This is a genomic window from Micromonospora sp. RHAY321 (assembly GCF_023896955.1).
GTDB lineage: Bacteria > Actinomycetota > Actinomycetes > Mycobacteriales > Micromonosporaceae > Micromonospora.
The window spans coordinates 96,074-111,915 of record NZ_JAMHIW010000007.1 but is presented as its reverse complement, the minus strand read 5'-3'; the positions used below and the strand labels follow the sequence as shown (position 1 = coordinate 111,915).

At 72.6% G+C, this 15,842-nt stretch carries 11 protein-coding genes; 3 read left to right on the top strand and 8 right to left on the bottom strand.

The annotated features are described in order from the left end of the window. Window positions 1–8 precede the first annotated feature (8 nt). The 5 genes from M8C17_RS17610 to M8C17_RS17590 form a co-directional block, all read right to left on the bottom strand. Window positions 9–413, bottom strand: a complete 405-nt coding sequence (locus M8C17_RS17610; RefSeq protein WP_252417582.1) for a roadblock/LC7 domain-containing protein — start codon at window positions 411–413, stop codon at window positions 9–11. 17 nt (window positions 414–430) lie between these two features. After that, window positions 431–2,821 carry a nitrate- and nitrite sensing domain-containing protein gene (locus M8C17_RS17605; RefSeq protein ID WP_252417581.1) on the bottom strand — a complete coding sequence of 797 codons (2,391 nt, stop codon included), beginning with the start codon at window positions 2,819–2,821 and terminating at the stop codon, window positions 431–433. 253 nt (window positions 2,822–3,074) lie between these two features. After that, complete coding sequence (locus M8C17_RS17600) at window positions 3,075–3,554, bottom strand: helix-turn-helix transcriptional regulator (RefSeq protein ID WP_252417580.1); 480 nt, start codon at window positions 3,552–3,554, stop codon at window positions 3,075–3,077. A 257-nt stretch (window positions 3,555–3,811) separates the two neighbouring features. Continuing rightward, entirely contained in the window at window positions 3,812–5,254 is a 1,443-nt protein-coding gene (locus tag M8C17_RS17595; RefSeq protein ID WP_252417579.1) for a cytochrome P450, read from the bottom strand. Window positions 5,255–5,613: 359 nt separating this feature from the next. Further along, window positions 5,614–6,552: an SMP-30/gluconolactonase/LRE family protein gene (locus M8C17_RS17590; protein ID WP_252417578.1), complete on the bottom strand. Its 939-nt coding sequence runs from the start codon at window positions 6,550–6,552 to the stop codon at window positions 5,614–5,616. Between the two features lie 232 nt (window positions 6,553–6,784). On the opposite strand from M8C17_RS17590, the gene M8C17_RS17585 reads away from it, so the two are divergent. Then, window positions 6,785–7,864, top strand: coding sequence for a glycoside hydrolase family 19 protein (locus tag M8C17_RS17585; RefSeq protein ID WP_252417577.1), 1,080 nt, complete (start codon window positions 6,785–6,787; stop codon window positions 7,862–7,864). 130 nt (window positions 7,865–7,994) lie between these two features. Continuing rightward, entirely contained in the window at window positions 7,995–9,659 is a 1,665-nt protein-coding gene (locus tag M8C17_RS17580; RefSeq protein WP_252417576.1) for a glycoside hydrolase family 10 protein, read from the top strand. Between the two features lie 28 nt (window positions 9,660–9,687). Here the strand turns inward: M8C17_RS17580 and M8C17_RS32170 are convergent, their stop codons facing one another. After that, window positions 9,688–10,737: a zinc-dependent alcohol dehydrogenase family protein gene (locus M8C17_RS32170; protein ID WP_252417575.1), complete on the bottom strand. Its 1,050-nt coding sequence runs from the start codon at window positions 10,735–10,737 to the stop codon at window positions 9,688–9,690. A gap of 91 nt (window positions 10,738–10,828) precedes the next feature. Here M8C17_RS32170 and M8C17_RS17570 point away from each other — a divergent pair, with 91 nt between their 5' ends. Further along, complete coding sequence (locus M8C17_RS17570) at window positions 10,829–14,008, top strand: BTAD domain-containing putative transcriptional regulator (protein WP_252417574.1); 3,180 nt, start codon at window positions 10,829–10,831, stop codon at window positions 14,006–14,008. Between the two features lie 2 nt (window positions 14,009–14,010). On the opposite strand, the gene M8C17_RS17565 is transcribed toward M8C17_RS17570, so the two are convergent. Together M8C17_RS17565 and M8C17_RS17560 are read right to left on the bottom strand one after the other, a co-directional pair. Continuing rightward, window positions 14,011–14,838: an ABC transporter permease gene (locus M8C17_RS17565; protein WP_252417573.1), complete on the bottom strand. Its 828-nt coding sequence runs from the start codon at window positions 14,836–14,838 to the stop codon at window positions 14,011–14,013. Beyond that, complete coding sequence (locus M8C17_RS17560) at window positions 14,835–15,815, bottom strand: ATP-binding cassette domain-containing protein (protein WP_252417572.1); 981 nt, start codon at window positions 15,813–15,815, stop codon at window positions 14,835–14,837. The genes M8C17_RS17565 and M8C17_RS17560 overlap by 4 nt, the downstream gene beginning before the upstream one ends. Window positions 15,816–15,842: the final 27 nt, after the last annotated feature.

Genomic DNA, 15,842 nt, shown 5'->3' with positions numbered 1-15,842 from the left:
CCGGGATGTCAGCGACTGCGGGCGAGCGCCGCTCGGGCCGCGGGGGTGAGCGCGTCCCCGATCCGGTTGGCCAGCTCGGTCATCTCGTAGGAGACCTTGCCGACGTCGCACTCCGGCGCGGCGAGCACCAACAGCGAGGCGCCGTCGTTGAAGGCCATCGAGAACATGAACCCGCCTTCGAGCTGGGTGACGTTGGAGATCACCGCGCCGGCGTCGAAGAAGGCCGCCGCGCCCCGCAGCAGGCTGACCAGGCCGCTGCCCGTCGCGGCGAGTTGGTCGGCCCGGTCCGGCGGCAGATCGCGGGTGGTGGCCACCATCAGGCCGTCGGCGGAGATGGCGATCGCATGGCTGACCTCGGTCGCGCGCTCGGCGAAGCTGTCCAGCAGCCAGCCGAGGTCCTGTTGGTCGCTCACGTGCTCTCCCTGTCGGATCATTTCTTGCCGAGGTTGATCGGGGTCCGTCGGCGGGACGCCACGCCGCGCGCGTAGGCGGCCATGGCGGTGGCCACCTGGGCCGGATCGCGGTATTCGGACCGTTGCTGCTGCTGGGGCACGGTGACGCCGCCGGGCACGAGGTGCCGCTGGGGCTGTCGTTTGGGCAGACCGGAGTTGGTGGTCGCGGCGACCTCGGGAGCGTGCGCCTGGGCGGCGGTACGCCAGGCGTCGTCGGCCGGGCTCGACCACTCGCGGCCGTCGTGACCGTCGACGACGTCGGTGTGGAACCAGTGGTTGACCTCTTCGAAGATGAGCAGCTCCTCGGTGGGGGCCTCACCCCGGTCCGCAGGCGTGGGTGCCGGCCGGAACACCGGCGCCGCCGGCAGGGTCCGCTCGGCCGGCGGCCGCCCGGCCGTGGGCTCGGGGTGCGACCGGTACGGCGGCGGGGGGCCGGGTGTCCGGGCCGCCCGCCGCGACAGCCGGCCGGGGGCGAGCAGGTACTCCTCCGGTGGCAGGGACCGGATTATCGCCGCGGGTAGCGTCGCCTCGGCGAGGGTGCCGCGCCGGGGGCCGCGTCGAAGTTGGACGCTGGCGCCGAGTCGGGCCGCGAGCTGACCCACGACGACCAGCCCCATCGCCCGTACGGCGGCGACGTCGATCGCCGGTGGACGGGCCAGCAGGTCGTTGAGCTGCTGCAGCCGCTGCGGGGGCAGTCCGACGCCCTCGTCGCTGATCTGGACGATGACCCGGTCGCCGAGGCTGCGCCCGGTCACCCAGGTCTCGCTTCCCGGCGGCGAGTACGCCGTCGCGTTGTCCATGAGTTCGGCGAGCAGGTGCACGACCTCGTCGACGGCCTTGGCCGCGACGGCGACGTCCCCGTCGATCATGCCGAGCCGGATCCGCGCGTAGTGCTCGATCTGGGACAGCGCCGCCTGGAGCACCTGTTGCAGCGGTACGTCGTGCTGGCGTACCCGGCCGACGCCGACGCCGCCGAGCACCAGCAGGCTGGCGTTGATCCGCCCCATCCGGGTCGCCAGGTTGTCCAGCGTGTACAGCTGGTGGAGCCGGTCGGGGTCGGTCTCGTCCCGTTCGACCCGGTCGACCTGGGCCAGGACGGCGTCGACCAGTCGCTGCTCGCGGCGGCTCAGGTGGATGAAGATGTCGGCGGTGTTGGCGCGCATGACGGCCTGCTCGGCGGCCGTGCGCACGGCGGCCTGGTGCACGGCGCTGAACGCCTGGCCCAGCTCGCCGATCTCGTCGTCGCTGGACGGTTCGAGGGCGGTGGTGGACTGCTGGCGGGCCAGCTCCTGCGGGTCGACGGCCGAGCTGTCCGGGTGCTGGAGTCGGGCCACCACGGCGGGGAGCTGCTCGAAGGCGACGGCGTTGGCCGCGTCGCGCAGCCGACGCAGTCGACGGGTGATCTGCCGGGCGACGGCCCAGGTCACCAGCGCGGTCAACAGCAGCGCCAGGAGGACGCCGATCGCCTCGGCCACGGCTCGGCGGCGCTGGTCGTCGTGCGCGGCCCGGACGTCGTCGAGCACCGCGGCGTCGACCCGCCCCCGCAGGTCGGCCAGGCGGGCGGAGCGCTCCTGGGTCGTGGTCACCCACGCGGTGGTCTCCAGCTGCAGCCGGGTCCCCGGCTGCGCACGGGACACCTCGTCCTGCATCCGTTGCAGGGTGAGTGCCTCCTTGCCGGTGCCGACCTGCTCCCACCAGAGGCTCCATTCGGCGGGGGCCAGGGCCAGGAACGACAGGCTCGTCTCGGTGTAACTGGTGCGCGCGGCGGTGATGTCCTGCTGCATGGCGGGGGTCAGCTCGCCGGCTGCGACCGCGCGGAGCACGGCCACCTGCTGCTGGCCGATCGCCTCGGCCGTCTTCGACAGCGCCGCCGAGGCGCGGATCCCGTCGGCGAGCTGGGCGTTGACCACGCCGTGCGAGACGTTCTCCCGGAAGTTGATCAGGTCGGCGATCGCGATGCGGTAGCTGAAGGTCATCGCGGACACCGATGCGTGAGCCGCCGTACGCACCTGGGTGCGCAGCGGGGCGAGGTCGTTCAGCGCCGTGTCGATGCGGCGCAGGAGGGCGCGGCTGGTGTCGGCGTCGGCGGGCACCCGGTCGCGCTGCCGGCGGTAGCGGGCGACCGCGTCGTCGGTGGCGGCCATCTCCGCGCCGAAGGCGTCCTGCTGCTCCGGGGCGGCGTAGGTGAGCAGGTCGGCGGCGGCGATGCGCTCGCGTTGCAGCCGGTAGGCCAGGTCACCAGCCTCGGCGCCGAGGCGCGCCAGGACCTCCAGGTCGCTGGCGCGGGTCGTCTGGCGCGCGCTCTCGGTCAGCGCGAGACCGGCGAACCCGATGACGGCGACCAGCGGGGCAGCGACGATGAGGCGCATCCGGCCGGCAATCTTCCAACCGCGTCGCCGGGTCGGGTAGGGTCGGGCCGCGTGGGACTTCGTGCTCGACGCCAAGATTGACTCCCACGACTCGTCGACGACGGTCTATTTGCACGTTGCCGAATGCAAGTCCCATTCCGCCGGAACCCGAGCCCAGAGACCAGACCTGGCCGTGGTACAAACTGCCCGTACCAGCATCTGTACCCAGAGTCAGCAGCCGCTGGCGCGACGGGGATGATCCGGGTCGGCGACGTCAGCGCTGGTCGTCGAGGGGTTCGGCCGTCGGGCGCCGGCCGTTGTCGTCGGAGTCGGGCGGGCCGTTGAGCACCTGGCCGATCAGCTCCCGCAACTCGTCGATGGCGTCCACCATGGCACCCGGGTCGCGAGCGTCACGCCGACCACGCTGGCGCGGCACCTGCGGACCCAGCGGCACGGGCTCGGGAGAGCGGGGGCCGCGGCGGCCGTCCGCCGCCAACTGCTCGGCCGCGACCTGCGGCCACAGTGCCGCCAGCCGGCCGCCGGTGTCGAGCACGTCGTCGCAGCGCACCGCGAACTCGTGACTCCCGAAGCGACGACCCGACTCCACGGCGGCGACCGTCTCCCGGCTGAACCGCACCAGATCCGCCAGGGCCCGCTGGGTCAGGCCCCGCCGGATACGGCAACTGCGCAGTTCCCACCGGAACCGCTGGCTGGCCGCGGAGTCAGTGACGTTCGACGGGGGCGTGTGCTCCATGTGCTCACCTTCGTGGCGCCAGCGAATCAGCGGCAGGCATTAACTCGAGGCCGACCGATGGGCTGAAAATTCATAGAGGCAATTCTTAACCCAGGATCCGATGGGTGTGAAGACGTTGACCGACATGGATTGACGAGCAATGCGCGGCGGGTGGCCTCCGGTGCCGCGGTGGGCCGGGCGTGGAGCGTTCGGCAGGACCAGCCCCACGCGCGATCCGAGCGCAGGCCAGCCACGGCCGCCGTGTGGACGGCTCGCGGTCACTGTCGGGCGGCGTGCACCTCGGCGCCCGCCGCTTCCGGTGTCATCTGATCGTCGGCCGGTGCCATGATATCGATTATCGCGGGCAGCGTGTGGTGTGCGCGGAACGCAACATTCGGCTTGTATGAACGATGTTGCCCCGGTGTTAGCCGGAGGCCGGGAATGGCCGCCGCGAGCCGGGTGAGGGCGATCCCGGCCTCGAGTCGTGCCAATGCCGCGCCGATACAGAAATGTGGCCCGTGGCCGAAGGCCAGGTGATCCGCCACGTCGCCACGGTGCGGGTCGAACCGATCCGGGTGGGCGAAGACCGCGGGGTCACGGTTCGCCGCTCCGATCAACAGCAGGCAGCGCGCCCCCGCCGGTATGGTGACCGTTCCCAGAGTGACGTCGCGGGTGGTCACCCGGAGCCAGCCGTCGATCGCGGGTGCGAACCGCAGGGTCTCGGCCACGAACGCGTGGACGGACCCGGGGTCGGCGGCGAGCGCGCGCCACCGCTGCGGCTCGGAGAGCGCCTGGTCGAGGGCGTGGGCGAGCAGCCCGGCCGTGGTCTCGTGACCGGCGACCAGGAGGTTGAAGGCCATGCTCGCCACTTCCGCCACGGTCAGCACGGCGTCGTCGTCGTCGCGGTACGCCAGTGCCCGGCTGATGAAGTCGTCGCCGTGGTCACCGCTGTCGATCCGCTGCTGGACCAGCTCCTGGCAGTAGTGCCAGAACTCCAGCAGGCCCTGTGCCAGGCGCACCTGCTCGGCCGGGTCCGGCTGCCCCCAGACGAGGGCGATCTGGCCGTCCGCCCACCTGCGGATCCGGTCGATGTCGGCGTCGGGTACCCCGAGAATGTCCAGGACGACCAGCAGGGGAAGTTCGGTGGCGAACTCCGGGAGGAGGTCCACCTGTTCGCCGTGCTGGCCGACCAGCCGGGACACCAGTTGGTCGACCCTGCGACGGACGATGGGGCCGTAGTCGGCCTCGGCGCGGTCGGGCGTGTTCGCGAAGGTGGCCCGCAGGGCCCGGCGTGTGCGTGGGTGCACCGGCGGGTCCGCGGCGGCCGTGGTGGGTGGCGCGTCGATCTGCATGACGACCGTCATCGCCTCCGGGCAGACCTCGTAGACCGGGGCCAGCGTGAGCGCGTTGCCGAACGTCGCGGGGTCGGCGAGGGCGCGCCGCACATGCCCGTGCCGACTGATCAACCACAGCCCGAGGTCCTCGGCGTAGTGCACTCCGTCGGGATCGTCGAGAATGCGCCGCCACACACTGGCCGGATCGGTGAGATATGCCCCGGTGAATGGACTCAACCGCATGTAGGGCCTCCTGAAACACCGCAAAAAACCGGCAGCACCCGCATTGGACACACCAGCCTGTTGGGGCTGACAATGGCGCGCATCTGCCTCTGGCTCTTCACGGTGCGCCGACTTACCTGACAAGTCAAGATTGGTGTCCGTCAATTAATCAATGCCGATTATTGCGTGGTGCAACGGACGCGACAACCTGAGCTACCTGCAAGTTGCGGCTCGGTCCTTGCTGGTTTCAGGCTAGCGGAAGCAGGCCGGACGGCACTGAGCGCCACACCGGTCATGATGTGGTGCGCGCGTGGCGGCGACGACGAAAGCAGCCGCCGACGCGGTTCCATTTGCTGCCGCGCGCCATGCAGGCTGTCGGGTCGAAAGGAAACATTCTCGACCCGCGTCGCCCCTTCGCCGTGCCGCGTTCGGTGGCTCTGCGCGTCGGCGGTGATGAGCGGGGTCGAACCTGTCGGCCGGCCGGCCGAGGGGGTACGCGCGGTGCGCGTACCCCCTCGGCTTGATCAGCGGGTGCGGACCGCGACGGCCGTGTACGGCGTGGTCGGGGTCGCCGGAGTCGTGAAGCGGGCGTTGGGCAGGTAGAGCCGGCCCAGCGCCTTGGCCACCGTCGTGGGCACGTCGAAGTTCGCGTCCGTGATGGTGCCGGTGAGCGTTCCGGCGGTGCCGGCGCGGTTCAGCGTGACCACCGCGACCAGGTTGAGGCGGTTCTGCACGACGTAGAGGGTGCGGCCGAGCAGCAGCAGCCCGTCGCCGTTGGTGAAGGTGTGGCCGGGCACGTCCACCATGGTGGTCGCGCCGGTCGCCGGGTCGACCCGGAACAGCGTGCCGGTGGCGGACTGGACGACGATGAGGGCCCTGCCGTCCGGCGTGGTGACGATGCCGTTGAGGTTCACACCCGTGCCGACCTGCTGGTACGCGCCGGTCAGCGGGATGGTGGTGAAGCCGTCGGCGGGCGGCAGTGCGCCTCCGCGGCCGAGCGGCACCCGGTAGAGCACCGGTCGGTTGGAGTCGGTGAAGTAGGCGGCGTCGCGGGTGAGGACGACGTCGTTGACGAACGTCGGGGCGGTGGCGAACTGGTAGCGCGCCAGCACCTCGCCGGTGCGGGCGTCGAGCACGCGAGCGTCGCCGGCCGTGCCGCCGGAGACGAACAGCCGGCCGCGCGGGTCGACCTTGAGGCCGAGGGACGGGGTGCCGGTGGGCGCACCGATCGTCCTGCCCGCGCCGGTGACCAGGTCGACGCGGTAGATGGCGCCGTTGGCGCGGGAGCCGAAGTACGCGTACCGGCCGGCGGTGGCGATGCCCTCCGGCTGGAACCCGTCCGGCAGGGCGAGGACGGTGGGCGGCCGGCCCCCGGCGTGCGCCTGCGCGGGCGCGACGGCGACGGAGGTCAGGAGAGAGGCGGTCAGGGCGACACCGAGTGCGGTCCTGAGGGGTCGGTTCACTGTGCTCCTTCCGGGCGGGCAGGCGGCACGAGCGAAAGCGCCTGCCACGATCTCTGGGGCCAGGACCCTCCCCACTGTACGGCGGCGGCCGGCGGCCCGCCCGGCCGTGAGGCTGGGTGCCACCTCCATCTCGCGGCTAATAGTAAAGGTTCTGAACAGAAGATGTTACAGTCACTCCTGTCTATGCGACGTCGAGCCCTCGGCCTGTCGTATCCCGGAAAGGAGTGATCACATGACGAGACTGCGCGCCCTGGTCGCGCTCGCGGCACTGGCTGTCGCCAGCGGACTGATGGCCATCATCCCGTCGACCGCCGCCTCGGCTGCGGCCTGTGCGGCACCGTGGCAGTCCTCGGCCGTCTACACGGGAGGCGCGCAGGTCTCCCACAACGGCCGCAACTATCAGGCACAGTGGTGGACCCAGAGCGAGGCGCCCCCCGGCACCACCGGCGTCTGGCAGGACCTCGGCGCCTGCGGAGGCACCACCACCCCGCCGCCGTCGGGAAGCTGCACCCACCCGAACTGGGTCGCCGGCACGTGGTACTCCACCGGGGCCATCGTGCGATACACCAACGGCCTGTACTACATCGCCGAGCACGACAATCCCGGGTACGACCCCATCATCAGCACCTGGTACTGGGAGCCGTACAGCTGCGGCGGCCAACCGCCCACCAGCCCGCCGCCCACCAACCCCGGCGGCTTCGTGGTGAGCGAGGCCCAGTTCAACCAGATGTTCCCGGGCCGCAACTCCTTCTACACGTACTCCGGGCTGGTCACCGCCCTGAGCGCCTACTCGGCGTTCACCAGGACGGGCAGTGCCACCGTCCAGCGCCAGGAGGCCGCGGCCTTCCTGGCGAACGTGAGTCACGAGACCGGCGGACTCGTCCACATCGTGGAGCAGAACACCGCGAACTACCCGCACTACTGCGACCCCGGCCAGCCCTACGGCTGTCCCGCCGGGCAGGCCGCCTACTACGGGCGCGGGCCGATCCAGCTCAGCTGGAACTTCAACTACAACGCCGCCGGGAACGCCCTCGGGCTGCCCCTGCTGACCAACCCCTGGCTGGTGCAGACCGACGCCGCGGTGGCCTGGAAGACCGCCATCTGGTACTGGATGACCCAGAACGGGCCGGGCACCATGACCGCCCACAACGCGATGGTCACCGGCGCCGGGTTCGGCCAGACCATCCGCAGCATCAACGGCTCGATCGAGTGCAACGGCGGCAACCCCGCCCAGGTGCAGAGCCGCGTCACCAAGTACCAGCAGTTCGTCGGCATCCTCGGCGTGCCCGCCGGAGCCAACCTCTACTGCTGACCCGTCGCTCGGCCTCGACACCCCGCATCGGGTGTCGAGGCCCGGCACGCGGCGGCTGCCGGCTTAGCTGACCGTTAAGTAACGGCCCAAATGGTTTCGTCCGGCCGGCAACACTGGGCAGACTGGGCCGATGCCCGCCGCCGCTCCGCCCGCTGCCCCCGCTCACCGACGTCGTACCCAGGTGCTGGGGGCGGTGGTGGTCGCGGTCGCCATGGTGGTCGCGGTCGGGGCCTGGTCGCTGCGGGACCGGACCGCTGGCGAGGACGGCGCACCGCAGCGGAGCGACGCCGCCGCCGGCGCGACACCCGGCGTCGGGCCGGCGGGCGGCACCCCCGCCTGTGCGGGCCGGCCGGCCCAGGCTGCCCGCGAGCTGCGCGGCATGTGGATCACGACGGTGAACAACATCGACTGGCCGAGTCGGAAGGGGCTGCCGGCCGAGACGGTGCGGGCGGAATTCCGCGGATGGCTGGACCTGGCCGTGCGACACAACCACAACGCGGTCTTCGTGCACGTACGACCGAGCGGGGACGCGCTCTGGCCGTCCACCTACGCGCCCTGGTCGGAGTGGCTGACCGGACGGCGCGACGGCCGTGACCCGGGCTGGGACCCGATGGAGTTCATGGTCGCCGAGGCGCACGCCCGCAACCTGGAGTTCCACGCCTGGTTCAACCCGTACCGGGGCGGACAGCCGGCCACGGTCGGCGGTCCCGGCCCCAAGCTGGACCAGCTCGCGCCCACACACCCGCTGCGGCGGCACCGCGACTGGGTCGTGACCTATCCCAGCGCCGACCGACCCGGCAGCCGCCTCTACTTCAACCCGGGCATCCCCGAGGCGCGCGCCTTCGTCGAGGACTCGATGCTGGAGGCCGTCCAGCGGTACGACGTCGACGGGGTGCACTTCGACGACTTCTTCTACCCGTACCCCGAGGCCGGGCAGGACTTTCCCGACGGCGCGGCGTTCGCCCGGTACGGCCGGGGGTTCGCCGACAAGCACGCCTGGCGGCGGGACAACGTGAACACGCTGGTCCGGGAGATGAGCGAGCGGATCAAGGCGATCAAGCCGTGGGTGAAGTTCGGGATCAGCCCGTTCGGCATCTGGCGCAACGCGCGCACCGACCCGACCGGCTCCGCCACCGGGGGCCTGCAGAGCTACGACGACATCTACGCCGACACCCGACTGTGGGTACGGAAGCAGTGGCTGGACTACGTCGTGCCGCAGCTCTACTGGCACATCGGGTTCGACAGGGCCGACTACGCCAAGCTCCTGCCGTGGTGGGCGGCCACGGTGAAGGGCACCCGGGTGCAGCTCTACATCGGGCAGGCCGACTACCGGGTGGGTGAGCGCGGCGCGTGGCGCGACCCGGCCGAGCTGGACCGCCAACTCGCCCTCAACCGCCGGTACGGGGTGAGCGGGAGCGTGCACTTCAGCGCCCGGCAGGTACGGGCGGACAAACTCGGTGCGGTCAGCCGGTACAGCGCCGCCCACTACGCCACCCCGGCGCTGCCACCCACGATGGCGCAGCTACCAGCGGCACCTCCGGCCGCGCCGGTGGTCACCGAACTGCGCCGGACGGACGACGGCGGGGTGATGCTGACCTGGCGTGGCGAGGGGGCCACGAGTTTCGCCGTCTACCGGGTGGACGGCGACACCGCCCGGCTCGTCGGCACCGCCCGAGGTGGGAGTTGGGTCGACCGCACCGCGCCGGCCGACGGGCCGCTCTCCTACTGCGTGTCGGCACTGGATCGCAGCGGGAACGAGGGCCGACTCAGCGCGGCCACGTCCGCATCCCCGTAGACGGTCCCCGTTGTGGGGGTACGTCCTCTCACCGAGGGTGGATGAGGCACATCCCGCCGTGACCGGGGCGGTCCATCGTGGCCAGCGCGTGGGGCACCGCGTCGAGGCCGATGGTGCGGGTGATCAGCTCGGCGGGGCGCAGCACGCCCGCGGTGACCAGCCGTAGAAGCTCCGGGTAGGCGTGCGCGGCCATCCCGTGGCTGCCCCGCAGCTCCAGCTCGTACGCGATGACGAGGTCCATCGGCAGAGCGGGGCGGCCCTGGACGGCGGGAAGAAGGCCGACCTGGACGTGCCGGCCCCGCCGGCGCAGGCACTCCACGGAGGCGATGCAGGTGGCGTGACTGCCCAGTGCGTCGAGTGACAGGTGCGCTCCGCCGCCGGTCGCCTCCCGAACGGCGGCGGCGACCGCGCCCGGGTCGGTGAGGGTGCTGCCGTCCAGGCAGACCGTGGCCCCGAAGCTCCGGGCCAGGTCGAGCGCGGCGGGGGCGATGTCGACCGCCACGACCTGCGCGCCGCAGGCCGCAGCGATCATCACCGCGGAGAGTCCCACGCCGCCGCAGCCGTGCACCGCCACCCACTCACCGGCGGCGACCCGCCCCTGGCTCACCACGGCGCGGAACGCCGTGGCGAATCGACAGCCGAGGGCTGCCGCGGCCGGGTGGCCCAGCTCGTCGGGGAGCCGGACCAGGTTGACGTCGGCGTCGTGCACCGACACGTACTCGGCGAACGACCCCCAGTGGGTGAAGCCCGGCTGTGTCTGGCGCTCGCAGACCTGCTGGTCGCCTGCGAGGCAGGCGGGGCACTGCCCACAGGCGCAGACGAAGGGCGCGGTGACCCGGTCGCCGCGCCGCCAGCCGCGTACGCCGGCGCCGACCTCGGCGACGACTCCGGCGAACTCGTGCCCGGGGACGTGCGGAGGGCGGACGTCCGGGTCGTGCCCCTGCCAGCCGTGCCAGTCGCTGCGGCACAACCCGGTCGCCTCGACACGGATGACAGCACCACCGGGCGGCGGCACCGGGTCCGGTACGTCGCGGACCTCGGGTCGGACACCGAACTGGTCAAAGATCACGGCACGCACGAACTGATCCTCACACGCGCGGTACCGGTGCGGGTGACGACCACGAGCGGGTGCCCGGCGACCCCGTGTGCGGGTGGGGGATGCTGGGTTCGTGCAGATCACGATCCTCGGCCCGCTCGCCGTCGACGGCCGGCCGGTTCGGGGTGAGCGACTCGCGGCGGTGCTCCGCGCGCTCGTCGACGCGCGCGGACGGGCGGTCTCCACCACGCTGCTCGTGGACGCCGTGTGGGACGGCGCGCCGCCGGACGACACGACCGGTGCCGTCCAGGCGCTCGTGTCCCGGGTACGCCGTCTGGGGCTGCCCGTGGTCGCCGTGCCGGCGGGATACCGCCTTCCCGCCGAGGCGGTCACCGTCGACGCGGTCGAAGCGCGGGCGCTCGTCGAGCGGGCGCGCGCCGCCCTCGCGGCCGGTGACGCCCCTGCCGCCCGCAGCTCGGCCGATCAGGCCCGTGCCCTGTTCCCCGAGGTCCCGGAGCTGGCCGCCGCCGAGGACACGCGGCTGTTCGCGGACGTCGCCGCGCTGCGCGCGCAGGCGGCACTCGCCGGTGCGGGGTCCTACGACGAGGCTGACCTGCGTCGGCTCGTCGCGCGTACGCCGCCGGACGAGCCGTCGGCCGCCCTGCTCGTCCGGGTCCTCGCCGCCCAGGGCCGGGACGCGGAGGCGCTCGAGGTGGTCGAGCGGCTGCGCGCCGAACTGGCCGACCGGTACGGCACCGACCCGTCGCCGGTGATCACACAGGTCCACCTGGCGCTGCTGCGCGGCGAGCTCACGACCCCCGCCGTGGTGCGTCCGCCCCGGCAGCCGCCGCGGAGCGCCCTGCCCGCCGCGTGGCGCCGGCCGATGACCGCCCTCGTCGGTCGGGAGCGGGACGTCGAGAGCGTGGACGAGGCGCTCACCGCGGCACCCCTGGTGACCGTCGTGGCGACCGGCGGCGCGGGCAAGACCCGACTCGCCGCCGAGGTGGCGCGGCGCGCGGCGGCAGCCGGGCAGGCGGTACGGGTGATCGAACTCGCCGGTCTGCGCTCACCCGACGAGGTGCTGCCCACCGTGCTCACCGCACTCGGTGGGGCGGACACGTCGGCGACCGGCGGCAACCTCGGCCTCGAACGGCGGGTGCTCAGCCCCGAGGAACGGTTACGCGCCGTGGCACCGGACCTCGACGGGCTGATCGTGCTGGACAACTGCGAGCACGTACTCGACGCGGTGGCCACCGTCGTCGCGGACCTGATCGCGGTGGCCCCGCCGGAGGTCGCGGTCCTCGCGACGAGCCGGGCCCCGCTCGGCCTGGCCGGCGAACTGGTCCACCGGCTCACCGTCCTGCCGGACGCCGACGCCCTCGGGCTCGTCGAGGCCCGCGCGAAGGCCGGCGGCGCGGTGCCGACCTGGGACACCACACGGGCGCTCGCCCTGTGCCACCGGCTCGACAACCTGCCGCTGGCTCTCGAACTCGCCGCCGCGCGGCTGCGGCACATGCCGATCGACGACGTGCTCGCCGGGCTGACCGACCGGTTCGCGCTGCTCGACGACGCCCTGCGGGGCCTGCCGGAGCGGCACGCCAGCCTGTGGGCGATGGTCGACTGGAGCCGGGAACTCCTCGCGCCCGACGACCGCGAGCTGCTCCAGCGGATCGCGGTCATCCCCGGTCCGTTCGGCGCGGACCTCGCCGCCGCTGTCGCGCGGACCCCGGACGTACGACGTGGCCTCGCCACGCTCGTCGAACAGTCCCTGCTGACCCTCGTCGAAGGGGACGGCCCGCCCCGCTACCGGATGCTCGAAACCGTCCGCGAGTACGGCGAAGCTCGCCTCGACGCCGCCGGTGGCCGTGATCCGGCCATGGCCGGCCTGGTCGGTTGGGCCCGGGAGCAGGCCGCCGCGCTCGCCGCCCGCTTCGTCGGCCCCGGACAGGTCGAGGCGTTCGACCGCTGCGTCGCCGAGCAGGACAACCTGGTGGCCGGCCTGCGCTGGGCGCTCGGGCACGACGACGAGCCGGCCGCGATCGACGTCGCCACCGCGCTGCTCCACGTCTGGACGGTGCGCGGCCTGCACCTCGAGGTCGTCGGGTGGGCGCGCGGCCTGTTGCACGCCGAGGAGGCGGAGAGGCGGCGACGCTCGGCGATCCTGCGCGGCCGGGCGGCCGGGCGGCCACTGCCCGACGCCAACCGGCTCGCATGGACCTGCCTCGTGATCGGGGTCAACGCCGGCATCGGCGGCGAGCTGCGGCTCGCCGCCCTCGCCCGGCGGGCACTCCGAACGGTTCTCGCCGAACGGCCCGACGAGGTGTCGTCCCGGCTGACCGCTCTCGCGACGGCGTTGCCCAGCTTCGACGCGTCCGACCCGGAGGAGAGCATGAAGGCCGCCGGCGAGATGATCGCGCACCCGGACCCGTACGTGCAGGGGCTCGGCCTCTTCGCCCGCGCCGCCATCCGCGAGAACGGCGGCATGACGGAGGCGTCGATCACCGACGCCGAACAGGCGTACCGGCGCTTCGAGATGGCCGGTGACCACTGGGGCATGGCGATGGCCGCAGGCGGAGCCGGGCAGTTCTTCAGCCTGCGTGGGGACTCCCGCTCGGCCGAGTGGCTGGCGCGCAGCGTCCACCACATGGACCTGGTCGGTGCGACGCAGGACGCCCGGTCGATCCGGGTGCTGCTGGACGTGCAACTCGCCCTGGCCGGCGACGCGGAAGCGGAGCGGCGGCTGCGCGAGACGGCGGCACCCGGCCAGGCCGAGGAGGTGGACACCGGGCAGGCGCGCCTCGGGCTGGCCCACCTCGCCTGGCAGCGCGAGCGGTACGACGAGGCGCTCGCCCACGCCGACGGGGTGATCCGGACCCTGGCCGGCTGGGTCGGGCCGCCGCCGCAACCGCGCGTCCTGCTCCGGGTCGCGGTGGCGGTCCTCTACCTGCGGATGGAGCAGCGGCGGCCGACCTCGGTCGCCGACGCCGAGGCCCGCGCCGCCGCGTTGCTGATGCTCGCCCGGGACGACGCGCTGTCGTCGAAGGACCTGCCGGTGATCGGGACATGGGCACTGGGCGGTGCCGAGTTCGCGGCGCACCGGGACGACGCGGCGACGGCTCGGGAACTGGCCGTGCTCGGGACGCGGATCGGCACCAGCGTCGGGGCCCTCTTCCCACCCGGGCCTGGCGAACGGCTCGACGCCGCCCTCGGGGACGAGGAGCAGCGTGAGCCGTTGCTGGCCGTGTGGCGCGAGCGGCCGGTCGCCGCCACCGTCGCCCGGATCCGCGAGCTGATGGACGACCTGCTCGCCTAGGGTCAGATCTTCCGGCGGTACGCGCGCAGCGCCAGCGGCATGAACACCACCACGAAGCCGGCACACCAGGCGAGCGTCCACCACACGTGCGAGCCGACCGGTGTGCCGAGGAACAGCCCGCGTACCGCTGCCACCAGGTGGGTCATCGGGTTGACGTCCACGAACGCCCGCATCCAGCCCGGCAGGGTTTCGGCGCTGACGAACACGTTCGACGCGAAGCTCAGCGGCATGATCAGCGCGAACATCAGGCCCTGCACGGCACCCGGGGTCCGCACCTTCATCGAGACGAAGACCGGCAGCCAGCTCAGGCAGAGCGCGAACAGCACCGCGAGCAGGCAGCCGGCGATCGCCCGGAGCGGGTCGGACTCGATCCGGAAGCCGAGCAGGTAGCCGATCGCGAGGGTCGAGACCGTGACGATCACGTACCGGACGACGTCGCCCAGGACCGCGCCGACCAGTGGCGCCGAGCGGGGGACGGGCAGCGACCGGAACCGGTCGAAGATCCCCTTGGCGATGTCGGTGTTGAGGTTGACGCCGATGGCGATGGCGCCGGTGGCGATGGTCTGCGCCAGGATTCCGGGCAGCAGGAACTGCAGGTAGTCATGCGTGGAACCGGCGACGGCGCCGCCGAAGATGTACACGAAGATGATGAGGAACAGCACCGGCTGCAGCGTGACGTCGATGAGCGCCTCGGGCGTACGCCAGGTCTTGATGAGGCTGCGCCTGGCCAGCGCCAGCGAGTGCCGGACCAGCCGGAACGGTCGCGGGTTGGGGACGGCCGTGGAGAGCACGGAGCTCGTCCGGGGTGGGGTGCCGACCAGGGTGCTCATGCCGCGACCTCCGTGAGGCTGGTGGTGTCGTCGTCGGATGCCGTACGCCCGGTGAGGGTGAAGAACACCTCGTCGAGGCTCGGCAGGTGCAGGGAGAGTTCGGTGACCGAGATGCCGGCGGCGGCGAACCGCGCGACAGTCTCGGTCAGGGCCGCGTCGTCACTGACCGGCACCGCGAGCACGCCCTTGCGGATCTCGTCGGCCTGCGCGCCGGAGCCGACCTCGGACAGGATCGCCGCGATCCGGGAAAGGTGCGCCGGGTCGGACGGCCGGACCTCCAGCGTCTGGCCCCCGACCACCCGCTTGAGGCCCTCCGGCGTGTCGTACGCGATGACCCGGCCGTGGTCGATCACCGTGATCGCGTCCGCCAGCGCGTCGGCCTCCTCCAGGTACTGCGTGGTGAGCAGGACCGTCGAGCCGTTCGTGACCAGCGACCGGACGACGTCCCACATGTCCTCGCGCTTGGCCGGGTCCAGCCCGGTCGTCGGCTCGTCCAGGAAGATCACGTCCGGTGAGCCCACGAGGCTGGCGGCCAGGTCCAGCCGCCGCCGCATACCGCCGGAGTAGGTCTTGGCCTGCCGGTCGGCGGCGGCGGTCAGGTCGAACCAGTCGAGCAGCTCGGCGGCCCGCCGTCGAGAGCCGGTGCGCCCCAGCTCCAGCAGGGTGCCGAACAGCTCCAGGTTCTGCCGCCCGGTCAGATCCTCGTCGACCGAGGCGTACTGGCCGGTGAGGCCGATGCTCCGCCGGACCCGCTCGGCGTCGCGCACGACGTCGAAGCCGCCGATCCGGGCCGTGCCGGCGTCCGGGCTCAGGAGCGTGGAGAGGATGCGCACGGCGGTGGTCTTGCCGGCGCCGTTGGGCCCGAGCACCCCGAGCACCGTCCCCCTGGGCACGGCGAGGTCCACGCCCTGAAGCGCCCTCGTCTTCCCGAAGTTCTTCACGAGGCCCTCGGCCTCGATCACCAGGTCAGCTGTCATGCCGTACAGCGTGCGCGGGTCGCCTGA

What these genes read in the sequence shown, in the direction of transcription:
- M8C17_RS17560 (WP_252417572.1), bottom strand. Translation starts at nt 15,815, where the DNA reads ATGACAGCTGACCTGGTGATCGAGGCCGAGGGCCTCGTGAAGAACTTC.
- M8C17_RS17580 (WP_252417576.1), top strand. Translation starts at nt 7,995, where the DNA reads ATGCCCGCCGCCGCTCCGCCCGCTGCCCCCGCTCACCGACGTCGTACC.
- M8C17_RS17600 (WP_252417580.1), bottom strand. Translation starts at nt 3,554, where the DNA reads ATGGAGCACACGCCCCCGTCGAACGTCACTGACTCCGCGGCCAGCCAG.
- M8C17_RS17585 (WP_252417577.1), top strand. Translation starts at nt 6,785, where the DNA reads ATGACGAGACTGCGCGCCCTGGTCGCGCTCGCGGCACTGGCTGTCGCC.
- M8C17_RS17605 (WP_252417581.1), bottom strand. Translation starts at nt 2,821, where the DNA reads ATGCGCCTCATCGTCGCTGCCCCGCTGGTCGCCGTCATCGGGTTCGCC.
- M8C17_RS17565 (WP_252417573.1), bottom strand. Translation starts at nt 14,838, where the DNA reads ATGAGCACCCTGGTCGGCACCCCACCCCGGACGAGCTCCGTGCTCTCC.